Origin of the sequence: Rhizobium sp. BK289 (assembly GCF_014193575.1) — a bacterium.
Classification (GTDB): Bacteria; Pseudomonadota; Alphaproteobacteria; order Rhizobiales; family Rhizobiaceae; genus Rhizobium; species Rhizobium tropici_C.
Genome location: NZ_JACHZO010000012.1, coordinates 1 through 15,332, shown reverse-complemented (window position 1 = coordinate 15,332; position 15,332 = coordinate 1). Strand labels below are relative to the sequence as shown.

Here is a 15,332-nt window from a genome sequence, read left to right as displayed (position 1 = left end):
TTCTCAGCCTTGTCGTGCATTCGCGCCTTTGGCGGTCTTCCCGCGTTCCTCGGGTGAAACGAACCTCGCCCTGCCGTCCCCAGTTGCATTTAAGCAACAGCCGGCAAGACTAACGCTGGACCGGCGCTCGCCACGGTTTCACATAATTGACAAACATACGGGCTGTTTGTAAGTCAGAAGCAGGACAGAAATTGTCTTACGGTCGAGCGATCGGCCGGATCGGTAGGGGCATTTCAAGACCTTTGCCGCGGGGACAATCATGGAGGTTCGAGGGGACTCAAGCCAACATTACGTGCGTACTTGCCGGGCTGCGCGGTCGCGTTTTCGACCGGGTCGATCTTCAAGGTGGTTTCCAGCTCAGCACTCGTGGCAAATTAGAAATGCATATTACAACCAGGAGTTTAATATGAATATCAAGAGCCTTCTTCTCGGCTCCGCTGCTGCGCTCGCAGCAGTTTCCGGTGCCCAAGCAGCTGACGCTATCGTTGCTGCAGAGCCGGAGCCGCTGGAATACGTCCGCATCTGCGACGCTTACGGTGCTGGTTACTTCTTCATTCCGGGCACTGAAACCTGCCTCAAGATCGGCGGCCGTGTCCGTACCGAAGGCGAGTGGTACGATGCCTACAACCCGAACAGCAAGAACGGTACGCTGTGGCACACCCGTGCAGAGCTGAGCATCGACACCGCGACCGACACCGAATACGGCCCGCTGAAGACCAACACGGTCGTCCGTTGGGACTGGAACGACGGCAACTCCACCTCCACCAAGCTGCTGTTCGCCAATATCAGCCTCGGCGGCTTCCTCGTCGGTAAGGCCGACTCCCAGTATAACTACTACATCGGTTATGCCGGCGACGTCATCAACGACGACGTGATCTATGACGGCCCGTACGAACTCAACCAGTTGACCTACAGCTACGATGCCGGCAACGGCTTCACGGCTGTGATCTCGGTTGAAGACTCGAACTCCAGCGGCTCCGACGCCTCCTACGGCTCAAGCTGGTGGTCCGACGACAAGGGCAATCACTATGCTCCTGACGTCGTCGCCGGTGCCGGCTTCAAGTCTGGCGCATGGGGCTTCAAGGTCGTTGGCGGTTACGACTCGATCGTCGAAGAAGGCGCTATCAAGGCTCGTGTCGATGCCGACTTCGGCGCGTTCTCGGCCTTCTTGATGGGTGGCTGGAACACCGATGGCGACAAGCTCAACAAGTATGCAGGTACCAACCTCGACCGTTCGGCTTGCCCCATCGACGATGCATCCAAGTGCGGCTGGGGTGACTGGGCCGTTTGGGGTGGCGTTGCCGTTCCGATCAACGAAAAGCTGAAGTGGAACCTGCAGCTCGCCTACACCGACTCGAAGATCTTTGCCGCAACCACGAACGTCAAGTGGAACCCGGTCAAGAACCTGCTCATCGAGCCGGAAGTCTCCTACACCAACTTCGATTCTGTGAACGAAGATCAGTGGGCTGGTATCCTGCGCTTCGAGCGTAGCTTCTAATTTTGAATTACCCGGCCTCGTGCCGGGTATAGGGAAGCCTGATGTTCCAATCCGTCAGGCTTCTTTCACCGATCGGTTGACCTCCGATCAAAGTAAAGGATCCGGCTTTCCCTCCGGATCCTTTTTTGTTCAAGGCTTTGATATCGCGTGACCCGCCTTATGCAGCCGAGGTCTCTACCTCATGTGTCCGCTCCTGCGGGAACCATGTCTTCAAGATCATCTTGATGAACATCTGTCCGCAAGGCACGAGCTGGAAATTACCCCTGTCGAGCGTCCATTCGGTGATCAGCCCGCCGATGACCGCCGTCAGCGCGGAGGCGGCCGTATCCGGCGTCCATGGCGCGGGCAGCTTCGTCTTTTCATTCATCAGGGTGAATATGCGTTCGAAATGCTCGTGCATATCGTGGCGGAAGGAGCTGGCGCGGTTCGTGGTGCCGTCACAAAAGGCCATGTCGAGGTGCATCATCACCTTCAGCATGCTTCTCTTGCGCGGGTCGCCCTGGACATCGTCGAATATCCCGGCAATCGCCTCGGCCACGAGATCAAGCGGATTTGTCGGGAGTTCCTTCGACATCCGCTCAGCCAGCTCCTGAAACGGCTGCTGGGCCTCATCGCGGATCGCAAACATCAATCCCTGCTTGTTCTTGAAATGCCAGTGCACCGCCCCCCGCGTTACACCAGCCGCTGCGGCTATCTCCTCAAGGCTGACATTCTCGTAACCCTTGTCGAGAAACAGAGCCTTTGCAGAGTGCAAGATCTCGCTCCTCGTTTCCGCCGCCTCCTCCTTAGTGCGCCTCATTCATGTCTCCACAGAAATCAGTCAAGCTGTACCCCTCTTTTTTGGCATTCTTACCCCACCATCGCCGCTTATCGCTGGAAACTCCTCACATCAGCAATGCACAAGAAAGCGGCCCAATTACATAATCCCCTAAAATTAAGGAAGGAAATCGCAACGGGAGCGCTTCGTCAAGCGCCTAAAAGCCAGGCGCAAGTTTCCGTGTGCAGTTTCCTCGCGTTGGGGAGTGAAAGGTCGAAAATGTTCGGATGCTAATATGTAGCCATAGCGGCAATATATTGGCGGTACGAAGCCGAGTTCGCCTGTCCCGGAAACGATGCGCCAGTCAAATCGGGGCACAGGGCATGTTTGATCTCCGGCGTTAGCAACTCCATCCGCTCATATCGATGAGGCTTCCACGTCCGGCTGAGCCGGCTCTTTTTGTATTCGCTCGATAGATAGTTGCCGGGGAAGGGAGGAAAATCCAAAAATCCTCGACGTAAGAGCGACGGAATTCGGCGGATAGGCCGTTCAATCCCTGCGACCCCATACTTCTTGCGAACCCATGCTTGATGTCGAAGGATGATACGCTGACCGAGATGCTGCGATCTGACGGAAGCCGCTTGCCGGATTTGACGGCCAGGCCGAGCTTCCTTGCTAAAAGCCCGAACCGGGTGGCGCGTCACGCCGGTATCGCGCGAAACAGGAGCGGTGGCGATTGTCGATGAAGTGGGATCGCACGCCCGGGAGCGGCGATGCGGATGAGGATCTGCTCGGCCGTATCGCCGCTGGTGACGTTCCGGCAATGCGTATGATGGTGGCAAGGCAGCTGCCACGCATCATGGCCGTCGCAACCCGCATGCTCGGCGATGCGAGCGAAGCCGAAGATGTGGCGCAGGAGACGTTTCTACGCCTCTGGCGCAACGCCGGCGGCTGGCGCCAGCGCAATGCCCGCTTCAGTACCTGGGTGCATCGCGTGGCGATCAACCTTTGCTACGATCGCTTGCGCCGACGCAAGGATGTTCTTGCCGAGCATCCGCCCGACATCGAATATGAAGGGCCGGCGCCGGATGCGGGCCTGATGAGCGAGGACGATCCGTCCAAGCGTGTGGAACGGGCGATGCAGATGATCGCGCCCCGGCAGCGCGAGGCGATCATCCTGGTCTATTATCAGGCGCTGTCGAATGCCGAGGCGGCCGAGATCATGGACGTCAGCGTCGACGCATTGGAGAGCTTGCTTGCGCGTGGAAGACGCTCGTTGCAGCTGCTTTTGTTGAAGGAACAGGGCGATGGTTGAGAATATCGCAGGTCCGATGAATGCCGGGCGGTTCGAGGAACTGACCGCCGCCTATGGTGGCGATATCGCTCGGTGGCCGCAGACCGAGCGCGCCGCCGCGCGTGAATTCGCAAAAGACCCGGCCGCCGCCGGAGTTCTCGCGCGCGCCGCCGATCTGGATGCGCTGCTCGATACCTATGTCGTCAGACCGGGCCATGTGGATCTGCAACGCCGAATCCTTAAAGGCTTCGTCCGCCGCCTGGCGGTTAGAAGCTGGTTCCGCTTCGGCTCCGCCGGCATCGGCCTTGTCGGCGTCGGCATTGCTGGCGCGCTCGCCGGCAGCATCGCTATCGCGGTGCTCACGCCCAGCCTGACCTCCGATGCTTCGGTCGTCTCCGACGGAACCGCAACCATGTTCGGCGACATCGGGCCGGACGCGGGCATAGTGCAGGACAGCCAATGACGGATCGCAGTTTTAGAATAGTGGTCATTTCCCTACTGGTACTGAACACGTTCCTCATCGGAGCATTGGCGGGCGGCGGCCTGACGTGGATCCGCAAGACGCAGGCACGTGCGGGGATGATGCCGCTTGCCGGCGAGCAACTGCCTTCCGTTCAGAAGAAAGCTTTGCGTGCCGCACTCAACGAGGCGCGTAAGGACAACCGGCAGGCCATTCTCGAGGCGCAGCAGGCCAAGGTAGACGCCGCTTCCATTCTGGGTCAGCCGATGCTGGACAAGGAAGCGCTTCTGGCTGCCTTGGCGCGGGCGCGAAATGCCGATATCGGCCTCAGAACGAAGCTGGAGGAACGCGCTGTCGACTTCGCCGCAACGCTCTCCTACGACGAACGCCGCGCGCTTGCCGAAAGCCTCGTTCGCCGCAGCGCGTCGAGGGCCGCTGCCACAAAATGATCATACTTGCCAAGCGACGGATCGGAACGAACCTCGCGTTTAAGGAGCATGTTTGATGCAGGAGTTGGCAGGAATATGGCTCAGCAATCGAATGACGTTTATGCCGCGCTCGCCCTTTCCCGATTTGGGCTAGGGGCGGATCATAACGGCATTGCGTCGATCGCATCGGATCCGCACGGAGCGCTGATGGAGGAAATCACCGAGCGCTTTGTACCGGTACCCGTCGGGCCGCAGCTTCAATCCACCGCCGATCTTCTCGTTTCCCTCTATGCCTTCCAGGAGCAGCGCAAGGAGGCAAGGCAGCAGGCCGCGACACAGCCGGATAAGGCGGCGCAGGGGCCACAGCAGCCGCAGTCGCAACAACCTCAGGCGCAGCCATCGGGCACCATGGGAATGCAGCCAAACAATCAGGCCATGGCGGCTGTCATCGGCAAAGCCGTCGAGAAGCTGGAAAAACCCGCAATGCCCTACCTTCCGCAGCAGGTCCTGCTGGCGGAAGTGGATGCCCGCTTTAACGGCACCATCCGGCAGCCATTGATCGGCTTTGGCGAGCGGCTTGCCATGTTCTGGGCAAACCATTTCGCGGTCGCCGTCTCGAAGAGCGAAGAGGTTCATATCGTTGCCGGTGCCTTCGAGCGCGAGGCCATCCGGCCGCATGTCTTCGGTCGTTTCTCGGATATGCTGCTCGCCGTCGAGAGCCATCCGGCCATGCTCGCCTATCTCGACAATCAGCAGTCGATCGGGCCGAACTCCAAGGCCAATGCCAACAGGAAGCGCGGTCTCAATGAAAATCTTGCCCGCGAGACGCTGGAATTGCACACACTCGGCGTCAATGGTGGCTATACCCAGGCCGACGTGACGACGCTTGCCAAGATCATTACCGGCTGGACGGTGGCGCGCGCCGAGGGCAAGCTCGGGACACCCGGCACCTTCGTCTTCAACGCGGGCGCGCATGAGCCCGGTGATCAGACGCTGCTTGGCCTCACCTATGCCGACAATGGCGTCGGACAGGGGCGCGAAGCGCTGCGCGATCTCGCCCGCCATCCGGCAACAGCACAGCATATCGCCACCAAGCTCGTCCGTCATTTCGTGGCCGATACGCCTCCGCTAGGGCTTGTCCAGACCGTCGCTGCGACGTTCAGCAAGACGGATGGCGATCTTTCCGCCGTCTATCGGGCGCTCGTCGGCTCCGAGGATGCATGGAACCCGACATTATCGAAGGTTCGCTCGCCGCTCGAATTCATGGCGGCACTTTTGCGGGCAAGCGGCGAGACCCCGAAACCGAATGTCATTCTCGGCGCGTTGACCGCGATGGGCCAACCCTTCTGGGCGCCGGCCGGACCGAACGGCTTTGCCGATACTGCCGATGTCTGGGCTTCCAGCGAGAGCCTCAGCATGCGCATGGATGTCGCCAATATGATCGCCAATGCGGTGCCGCCGCAGGTCGACCCGCGCAGTTTCGTGTCCGACAGCCTGGGGCCGCTGCTTTCCAATGAAACGCTGCAGGCCGTATCGCGTGCGGAGACCCGCAAGCAGGGCCTGACGATCGCATATCTTTCCCCCGAATTTCAAAGGCGCTGACCATGACCTGCGAACTCATGACCCCCACTCGTCGTGCCGTGCTCGGCGCTTCCGGCGCCTTGTTCGCCTGGGCCTTCATCCCGCGCTTCGCCCATGCCGCCGGCGGGCGCGATCCGCGCTTCATCACCATCATCCTGCGCGGCGCGCTCGACGGTCTAACGGCCGTGCCGCCCGTCGGCGATCCCGATTATCAGACGCTGCGGCAATCGATCGCCATGACGACCAGCGGCCCCGATGCCGCTCTCCCGCTCGACAGTTTTTTCGCGCTGCATCCGTCGATGCCGAATTTCAACCGGCTCTATCGCGCAGGGCAGGCGGCCGTCGTCCATGCCAGTGCGACGCCCTATCGCGACCGGTCGCATTTCGACGGACAGGACGTGCTGGAGTCCGGCTACGAGGTGCCCGGCCGCGTCGATTCCGGCTGGCTCAACCGGATGCTGGAGGGATTGCCGAAGGGCGACAAGGTTTCGCCGGGAGCTTCGGAGATCCGCGGCCTGTCCATCGGCGCCAATGCACCACTCGTCATTCGCGGCAAGGCACCGGTGCTGGGCTGGTCGCCATCCAATCTGCAGCCGGTCAGCGACGACCTGCCGCCGAGGCTGATGGATCTTTACAACCACACCGATCCGCTCTTTGCGAAAATCCTCGCCGAGGGCATTTCGACCGGCAAGATTGCCGCCGGTCTCGACGTCAAGGCCAGAGGCGGCCCCGGCGATCCAACAGGCATGGAACAGATGGCGAGAGGTGCCGCGCGTCTATTGGCGCAGGACGACGGCCCCCGCGTCGCGGCGCTGGCCTTCGAGGGGTGGGATACCCATGCCGGCGAAGTGGATCGGCTCAACAAGCTTCTGGTCGGGCTCGACAATTCCTTTGCCGCGTTCCAGCAGGAACTCGGCTCAGCATGGAAGGATACCGCCATCCTGGTCGCGACCGAATTCGGCCGCACGGCGCAGGTCAACGGCACCCAGGGCACGGATCACGGCACCGGAACGGCGGCATTCCTCGCCGGCGGCGCCATTCGGGGCGGCCGGGTGATTGCCGATTGGCCCGGGCTCAAACAGGCGCAATTGCGCGATGGCCGCGATCTTGCCGCCACAACGGATCTGCGCGCCATCGTCAAGGGGATCGCCGTCGATCTGCTTGGCACATCGCCTTCCATATTGGCGCGCGATGTCTTTCCGGGCTCCGATCATGTCCTGCCGATGAAAGGGCTGATCGCCTGAGCCGCGATCCGATCACTTGACCAATCGCGACCGGCCTAAATAATCACCCATTAGCTGTAGGTGTTGTGCCGCACGATGCACAGCTGCTGCGAATAGCAACCGCCAATGTTGCGGAATCGACACGCTTCCCCAGAAACGTGCACGAATCATTGCGCAGTGCCCGCTACTTTCTGATGCATGGATTAGAATTCTGCTATGTAACGCCTTAACCGATGATCGGCCGCGCCGCGTATGAGGTGCATTCTCATGAATTTTGACGATTTGCCGATTGAGCAAGGTGCGCCTTGCGCAAGCGAATGGCTTTGACTTTGGAAAGTTAGAATGTCCCTCACGAGTAAGACGTTTTCCATCAAAATCCTGACATCCGTCATGCTTTTGTCGAGTGCGCTCCTTGCATCCTCCGCAACGGCGCAGGAGCAGCCAGCACCAGCCGCAAATCCCCCTTCCAATACAAGCACTGCTCAAACTCCCGCTCCAGCGGCAAATGAACAGCAGCCAGCACCGCAGGCGCGGGTGCAGAAGTTCGACGACTGGTACTATCGCTGCGTCGACGGCAAGGGGGCGGACGGATCGGCGATCACGAACTGCGAAGTGGCGCAGATCGCCACGATCAAGCAGGGCGACCAGGACGTGAACGTCTTGACGATGGCGTTCGCCAAGGCGGCGGATGCGCCGGCCGCATCAAACAAGAAGGCAGCAAAGCAGCCGGCCAGCGATCTCGTGCTGACGACGCTGGTGCCGCTGAACATGTACATTCCAGCCGGTCTTGGCATCGACGTGGCTGACAAGCCCGTGGTGCAGTTGGCCTACCGCAACTGCAACCAGGCTGGTTGCTGGGCACAACAGAAACTGGACGGCAAGATGGTGGCGGCATTGACCAAGGCCGCCGATGGCACCGGCCATGTCCAGATGATGAATGGCCAGAAGGTCAACATCAAGTTCTCGCTGAAGGGATTGCCGGCGGCGCTGGATGCGCTGCAGAAGCCTGTCTCCAAGTAACCGGACGACAGGAATAGCCCCATGATATCGGCGTTGGGGCCGATCACCGCTCCGCGGTGCGGCCAAGGCTTTCAGAAGTGGTCTTCTACCCCTTCGTTAACGGTTGCATTGCTGTCAGGAATTCTGATGGTGTCTGAGGCTGCGGCTCAGACACCCAATGACGATTTCGCGCGCCGGCAGGCGCAGGAGACCGAGCAGCAGCGCCTGAAAGCCCTGGGTGACATGACGCCGAAGTCTTCTCCGGCGGAAGGCCAGCAGCCTGCGGCTGCCAATGGCAAAAAGGTCGGCCCCTGTTTTGCGATCGCCCATGTCGAGGTCGAAGGCGTCAGGCAGTTTTCGGCCGACACCGTAGGCAAAATCACGGCACCTTATGCGAACCGCTGTGTCGGCGTCGGTGAGATCAACGGGCTGTTGCGTGACCTGACGCATCTTTATCTCGACAAGGGGTTCGTAAGCTCCCGTGTCTACGTGCCGGCGCAGGATATTGCCGGGACCAAGGTGCTGCGCCTGGTCGCGGTCGAAGGCACGCTTGCCGACATCTACATCAACGGCAAGCCGGCGCCGGATTCCGCTGTGATCGCCACGGCCTTTCCCGGCATGAAAGGCGAGATCACCAATCTGCGCGACATCGAACAGGGCCTCGACCAGATCAACCGCCTGACCTCCAACAATGCCAAGACCGCGATGCTGCCGGGAAAGAGGGATGGCACCTCGATCCTCAATATCGAGAACAAGCCGGATCACCCCTGGCATCTTTCCTTCGGCAACAGCAATCTCGGTCAAGAGCAGACGGGATACTCCAAGTCCTCGGCCTCGATCGGCTATGACAATCTGTTCGGCGTGAACGACCAATGGAACTTTTCATACGAGCATAGCGGCCCGGATTATCCGTGGCGGGACGACGGGCTGGGCAAGAGCAACAGCTATTCCGGCAATGTCAGCGTGCCCTACGGATACTGGACGTTCTCGGCGAACGGCTCCTGGTACGAATATAACAGCTCGGTTCCGGGGAACTTTGGGCCGCTCAACACCTCGGGCGATTCCAAACAGGTTGGGATCGGCGCCGATCGCGTGATCTTCCGCGACAAGGATTCGATCACCACCTTCAACAGCGGCCTGACCTATAAGGAAACCAACAATTTCCTGCTCGGCAACAGAATAGAGGTCGGCAGCCGCAAATATACGGTCGGTGATCTCGGTATCTCGCATTCGCGCCGTATGCTGGGCGGCCTTTGGGTCTTTGATCTCTCCTACAGTCAGGGGCTCAACCTCTTTGACGCCGTCGCTCCCGGTGATGCCGGAGCAGGGGATGCGGATCCTCGCTTTTCGAAGTTCACTGGCACGATCACCATGACACGGCCTTTCGAGCTTGCCGATCAGCGCTTCGAACTCAATTCGCTCGTCACTGGCCAATATTCGCCCGACAACCTGTTCGGGGCCGAGCAGATATCGGCTGGCGGTTATTCCTCCGTGCGCGGTACGCGCGAAACCATGCTGTTCGGCAATAACGGCTTCTTCATCCGCAACGATCTCGTCTGGCGTACGCAGCCTTTCGGCGAGAATGCCGAGCTTGCCAAGATCCTTGGCGAGTTCCGGCCTTACATCGGCCTGGACTATGGCCGGATCGCTTCGCAGGCGCGCTACCGCATCCAGGGTGGCGACATGCTCGGCTGGACGGTCGGTGCCAAGCTCGCCGGCGGGCATGTGAATTTTGACATGGGTTATTCGGATGTGCTGGGCGGCACGGTCGATCGGCATGAGGCCGGACTTCTGTTCGTCAGCACGTCGGTGAAATGGTGATCATATTTTGAGGGAAATCATGATTTTGGGAAAGAAAGATGATCGGGCCACGTTGATGCCGCTCGCGATCACGGCGCTGGTTTGCTGCACAATCATACTCTCCGGTTGCGGCGGTCGTGAAGCACATCCGATCGCATCGACCAGTGCCGGTGACGGCGGGTTGGATTGCAGCGGCGTCAACCGTGAATTTGCAGCGAACGAACGCCAGATCCTTTCGACGGTCAAGGAGCGCTCGCAGGCACAGGGCAAGAACGTGATTCTTGGTGCAACCGGCGTTCTTCTCTTCTGGCCAGCTCTGTTCTTCATGGACCCCAAGTCACCCGAAAAAGTCGAGATCGACGCATTGCGCAATCGCAATCAGGTGCTGACGGACCTTGCCCGTTCACGAAAGTGCCCGGCGCCGAAATCTCAATTGGGCGAACTTTACAAGAAACTCGACGGCGGCGGGAAGACGGCGCCGGCCGCAAGAGGCGGTTGAGGAGGCGAAGGTGGATTTGCGCTTGATATTTGTAGCAGGTGCCTTGGGCGCTCAGGCGATGCGATACATCTCCGGCGGTATCGCCCTTGTTCTCGTGATGTTACTCGCGTCCTGCGTCACAACGGACCCACGTCTTGTGGCCGCTCTTCAAAAGACCTCCGTGCGCGAAATCCGCATCGAGACAGCACCCGATATCAAAATGACAGGCCTTTTCACGGAAGGTAAACCCGATCCGCAATTGGCCACGGTTGTCCGCGTGTTGAAAGGGACCATGGAGAAGGAGCTGATCGGGTTACCCGGTGGTCCAACGCGAGCGCGGTTGGTCGTCAGCCTCCATGTGGTCGATCTGGCCACGAAGGCTGGACGTGTTCTTATTCACAGCGACAGCCGGATTGCGGGAATAGCTAGGCTGGAAGACGCCAAGACAGGGCATCTCATTGCCGAGCAGCCCATTGCGGCGGGTAACAGTGGCATGCGCGGAGAGGGGCTCGGCATATTTGTGGCCATGGCCGTCAACGCAGCTTCGGCCGCAGGGCCTGACGATATTCTGGCGCAACGGCTGTCGAACGCCTTCACCAAGCAGGTCAAGCAGTGGTTGCTGACGAAGAAATAGCGGGAGGCCGGCTGCGATGTCGGCTTTCCGAGAGGGTTCAGAGTGAACGGCCTATGCCGGCCAGAAAGATTGCGTCAGCCAGGGGCCGAAATCGCGGTGCTCGCGAGGCCCCGGATGTCGCGATCGATCAGCAAGCTTAGTTTCAATTGCGGCAAGTTCAGCTTGCCGCACAGTCACCAGTGAGGGCGTGTGATGAGCAAGAAGATCGCATTGGTTGGATCGCGGCTTGCGGCCAACGAGAGGGAGGTCGCGTTTGATCTGCGAAGCCCGCTCCTGCGTCTTGGGCGGCAGTCGCTCGCCGTCACTCTGAGCTTGCTTCTCTTCCTGCAGCCAGCGATTGCCAATGCGCAATCCGTCTCCGCTGCCGGCTCGGCACCCGCCGCAAACCAGCCGAGTGTCGGGGCTGCCCCGAACGGTGTGCCGTTGATCGATATCGTCACCCCGAATGGCACGGGCCTGTCGCATAACAAATACGACAATTTCAACGTCGGCACGCCCGGCCTCATCCTTAATAACTTCAACGGTGAAGTCGGCACTTCGAACCTGGGCGGCGCCACCCCCGGCAATCCCAATTTGAGGAATTCCGGCCCGGCTTCGGTCATCCTAAACGAAGTCACGTCGGGCAATCGTTCCGCGCTGAACGGCCCGACCGAAGTGTTCGGCGGCAGGGCTGACGTCATCATCGCGAATCCAAACGGGATCACCTGCGCGGGCTGCGGCTTCATCAACACGCCGCGAGCGACGCTGACATCAGGCGTGCCCAATATCGGCGCCGACGGCAGCCTGTCAGGCTTCACCGTCAACGGCGGCGACGTCACCTTCGAAGGGGCAGGCGGAAACTTCGCGGCTGCCCCCGGCGCCGTCGACCTGTTCGACGTCGTTGCCCGCAATATCCATGTCAATGCGCCGGTCTACGGCAAGACCATCCGCCTGACGGGCGGCGCCAGCCAATACAATTATGCCACCGGCGAAGCGACGGCGCTGACCGCCACGTCAGGCACGCCGGAATACGCGATCGACGGCACGGCACTCGGCGCCATGCAGGCCGACCGCATCAAGGTCGTCGTCACCGAGAAGGGCGCCGGCGTCAAGATGAGCGGTGACATGGCCGCCAATGCCGGCGAACTGACGCTGTCGGCCGACGGCAAGATCTCGATCGGCAATGCCTCTGGCCGCGATGGCGTTGCCATCACCTCGAAACAGAAGGCGACGGCCGCCAAGGTGACCTCGAGACAGAAGGTTTCGGTTCAGGCTGACCAGGGTATCACCCTGCAATCAGTCGCAGCGGATAGCGATATCGTGCTTGCGAACGGCACCGGTCTCTTGAGCGCCTCCGGCGACGTCAACAGCGGCACGAGCGTGCAGCTGAGTTCGGACGGCGGCATTGCCGCCGGCAGCGTCACCGCTGGCAATGGTGCTGCGACGCTTGTCGCCACTTCCGGCGATATCGCGATCGGTGGTGCTGCCAGCAGCACCGGCGACCTTACTCTGACTGCCACGGCCGGCTCGATCTCGGCCGCCTCGCTGTTGAGCTACAACAATCTCGCTCTTACCGCTGGTAATAGTCTTGCCGTTTCCGGCAATGTCCTGGCGCAGGGCAATGTCAGCGCCACTGCTCAGTCAATCTCCACCGGCATGGTTGTTTCCGGCATCAATATTGCTGCCACCAGTGCCGATCCTGGCGGGAATGTCGTTCTTGGCTCCGCAGGCAACTTGAGCTTGACGGCGACTCGCGGCACGATTGCCACTGGCAATCTGCAGTCGGCTGGAAGCCTCAACACCGGTGCGACCGGTAATATCACGGCGGGGAATATTCAATCAGCCGGCAATCTTACCGCGACCGCGACTTCGCTCACGGCCGCCAATGTTACTTCGCATGGTGGGCTGACCGTCAACGCTGCGATAAACGCAAGTGGTCAGATTCTGGGGGCGGGCGATATCCTGATCTCCGGGGCTGGCATTGAGGCGACCGCTATCGCGGCCGGCGTCGACTTTGCCTCGACCAACGCCGCCGGTGGCAACATCGTCCTAGGTTCGGCCGGCGCACTCGATCTAAAAGCTGCCGCCGGCACCATCGCCGTCGGCACGTTGCTGTCGGCCGGCGACCTGACGGCCCACGCTGCTCTTTTGCAGGCAAATAACATCACGAGCCATGGAGCCGTCGGCGTCGCCGGCGGCGTCAATGTCGCCAACCAATTGCTCGGCGCGGGCAATATCACCATCAATGGCAACGCCAATGGTGTCAGCGCCGATCTTCTCGCCTCCGGCGTCGACTTTGCCGCGACCAAAGCCAATGGCGGTGATATCGTGCTCAGTGCGGGTGGCGGTGATCTGACGATCAATGACAGTGCTGGCGCCATACAGGCAGGGACTGTGCTTGCAGCCGGCGCGATCAATACCACCGGCCAGACCATCACCGCCGACACGATCACCGGCCACAAGGACATCGTGCTTTCAGGCGCCACCAGTGCGGCAGCCGGAAGCGGCAGTGTTGATATCATCGGTCAGGTCCTCGGCGGCGGCAATGTCCGCGTTTCCGGCTCTGGCATCCAGGCGGACGCTATTGTCTCCGGCGTCGACATTGCCGCCACCAATGCGGCCGGAGGCAGCGTCGTGCTTGGCGCACCATCAGCCGGAACCGGCAATCTGACATTGACGGCCACTGGCGCGCTCAGCGCTGGAACGTTGCTCTCTGCCGGCAATCTCACTGCCGGTGCCGCGACGGTCACGGCCGGCAATATCTCGGCCCATGGCAACATGCTGCTCGGCGGCGCGATCAGCGTGACGGACCAGATCCTTGCGTCCGGCAACGTATCGATCAGCGGCCAGAGCTTGAAGGCTCGGACCATCGTTTCCGGCATCGACTTCGATGCGACCAATGCGGCCAGCGGCAATATCGTCCTTGGCCACGCCGGGAATTTGACGGTGAACGTCAATGGCGCCATTGCGGCGCCGACCATACAGGCTGCGGGTGCCATCGACGTCAGCGGCGCGTCCATCACTGCAGATGCGATTACCGGTCACGAGGATATCAGCCTTTCCGGCACGGCAGCTGGCGGTGTCGCCACGACGACCGCAAGCGGTCGCGTTGATATCACCAACCAGTTGCTTGGCGGCGGTAACCTTGGCATCTCTGGCTCGAGCATTAAGGTCGGTACCGCGGTCTCGGGTGTAGACTTCGCTGCAACGGCAGCCGCAAACGGAAGTATCGTCCAAACGACAAGCGGCAATCTGACACTTGCCGCCGCGGGCAACATCGACACTGGCACACTACTCTCGGCAGGTAGCCTCAATGCGGCCGGGTCTACTATCACGGCCGGGAGCGTCACGGCGCATGGCGATGTGACGCTCCGGGGTGCCACCAGCGTTACGGGCCAGATCCTGGGCGCCAGTAACGTGCTGATCACTGGCCAAAGTCTGGCAGCGCAGACCGTCGTTGCGGGCGTCGACTTCGGCGCAACTAATGCCGCCGGCGGCAATATCGTTGTTGGTCAGACCGCGACGATTGCAGGCAATCGCGCTGGGGATCTGACAGCTCAGTTGAGTGGTGGGTTCTCGGCATCGACGATGCAAGCCGCCGGTGCCATCAACGTCAATGCCGCGACTGTGACGACAGATGCCGTCACAGGTCATAAAGACATCACCTTCGCCGGGGCAACCACCGTTAATCAGCAGATGCTTAGCGGCGGCAACATCGGTATCTCTGGCTCGAGCATCAAAGCCGGCGCCATTGTCTCAGGCGTCGATTTCGCAGCAACGGCAGCCGCCAATGGGAACATCGTCCAGACGACAAGCGGTAATCTGACTCTTGCTTCGACCGGTGCGATCAAGACCGGCACATTGCTCTCGGCTGGCACTTTTTCGGCCAGCGGTACGACCGTAAGCGCGGATGCCGTCACTGCCCATGGCGATGCCACGCTGAATGGCGTGACCAGCATCACCGGCCAGATTCTCGCGGCCGGCAATGTCCTGATCACCGGCCAAGGCCTGTCGGCACAGTCTGTCGTCGCCGGTATCGACTTCGCCGCAACGGACGCATCCGGTGGCAATATCGTTCTTGGCCAGACCGGGAATCTGGCTGCGCGGCTCAGTGGCGGATTCTCTGCATCGACGGTGGAAGCCGCCGGTACTATCAACATCAACGCAGCCAGCGTGACGGCCGCCACCATCACCGGGCACA

At 60.7% G+C, this 15,332-nt stretch carries 11 protein-coding genes and 1 pseudogene; 11 read left to right on the top strand and 1 reads right to left on the bottom strand.

The window, feature by feature from the left end; all coding sequences use genetic code 11:
- The first annotated feature begins 406 nt into the window (after positions 1-406).
- A complete protein-coding gene (locus FHT84_RS21930) occupies positions 407-1,498 on the top strand; it encodes a porin (protein WP_113249703.1) in 1,092 nt (363 codons plus the stop codon).
- Between the two features lie 157 nt (positions 1,499-1,655).
- Here the strand turns inward: FHT84_RS21930 and FHT84_RS21925 are convergent, their stop codons facing one another.
- The gene (locus FHT84_RS21925) at positions 1,656-2,297 is read right to left on the bottom strand and encodes a TetR family transcriptional regulator (RefSeq protein ID WP_183764126.1); all 642 of its coding nucleotides are present in this window, start codon (positions 2,295-2,297) and stop codon (positions 1,656-1,658) included.
- A 676-nt stretch (positions 2,298-2,973) separates the two neighbouring features.
- Here FHT84_RS21925 and FHT84_RS21920 point away from each other — a divergent pair.
- The 10 genes and pseudogenes from FHT84_RS21920 to FHT84_RS21875 form a co-directional block, all read left to right on the top strand.
- Positions 2,974-3,570: pseudogene (locus FHT84_RS21920) on the top strand (RNA polymerase sigma factor); the annotation flags it as partial.
- Entirely contained in the window at positions 3,563-4,012 is a 450-nt protein-coding gene (locus FHT84_RS21915) for a hypothetical protein (protein ID WP_183764128.1), read from the top strand. The pseudogene FHT84_RS21920 and the gene FHT84_RS21915, both read left to right, overlap by 8 nt.
- Complete coding sequence (locus FHT84_RS21910) at positions 4,009-4,458, top strand: periplasmic heavy metal sensor (RefSeq protein ID WP_183764130.1); 450 nt, start codon at positions 4,009-4,011, stop codon at positions 4,456-4,458. Before FHT84_RS21915 ends, FHT84_RS21910 begins: the two co-directional genes overlap by 4 nt.
- A 75-nt stretch (positions 4,459-4,533) precedes the next feature.
- Positions 4,534-6,039, top strand: a complete 1,506-nt coding sequence (locus FHT84_RS21905; RefSeq protein ID WP_183764133.1) for a DUF1800 family protein — start codon at positions 4,534-4,536, stop codon at positions 6,037-6,039.
- Between the two features lie 2 nt (positions 6,040-6,041).
- Positions 6,042-7,262, top strand: coding sequence for a DUF1501 domain-containing protein (locus FHT84_RS21900; RefSeq protein WP_169643870.1), 1,221 nt, complete (start codon positions 6,042-6,044; stop codon positions 7,260-7,262).
- 321 nt (positions 7,263-7,583) lie between these two features.
- Positions 7,584-8,261 (top strand): invasion associated locus B family protein, encoded by a 678-nt coding sequence (locus FHT84_RS21895; RefSeq protein WP_112339811.1) that lies wholly within the window; start codon positions 7,584-7,586, stop codon positions 8,259-8,261.
- A 21-nt stretch (positions 8,262-8,282) separates the two neighbouring features.
- A complete protein-coding gene (locus FHT84_RS21890) occupies positions 8,283-10,061 on the top strand; it encodes a ShlB/FhaC/HecB family hemolysin secretion/activation protein (protein WP_183764137.1) in 1,779 nt (592 codons plus the stop codon).
- A gap of 55 nt (positions 10,062-10,116) precedes the next feature.
- Positions 10,117-10,539, top strand: a complete 423-nt coding sequence (locus tag FHT84_RS21885; RefSeq protein ID WP_246698601.1) for a hypothetical protein — start codon at positions 10,117-10,119, stop codon at positions 10,537-10,539.
- Positions 10,540-10,597: 58 nt separating this feature from the next.
- Entirely contained in the window at positions 10,598-11,152 is a 555-nt protein-coding gene (locus FHT84_RS21880; protein WP_183764165.1) for a hypothetical protein, read from the top strand.
- 192 nt (positions 11,153-11,344) lie between these two features.
- The coding region (locus FHT84_RS21875) for a filamentous hemagglutinin N-terminal domain-containing protein (RefSeq protein ID WP_183768583.1) at positions 11,345-15,332 on the top strand (3,988 nt) is incomplete at its 3' end.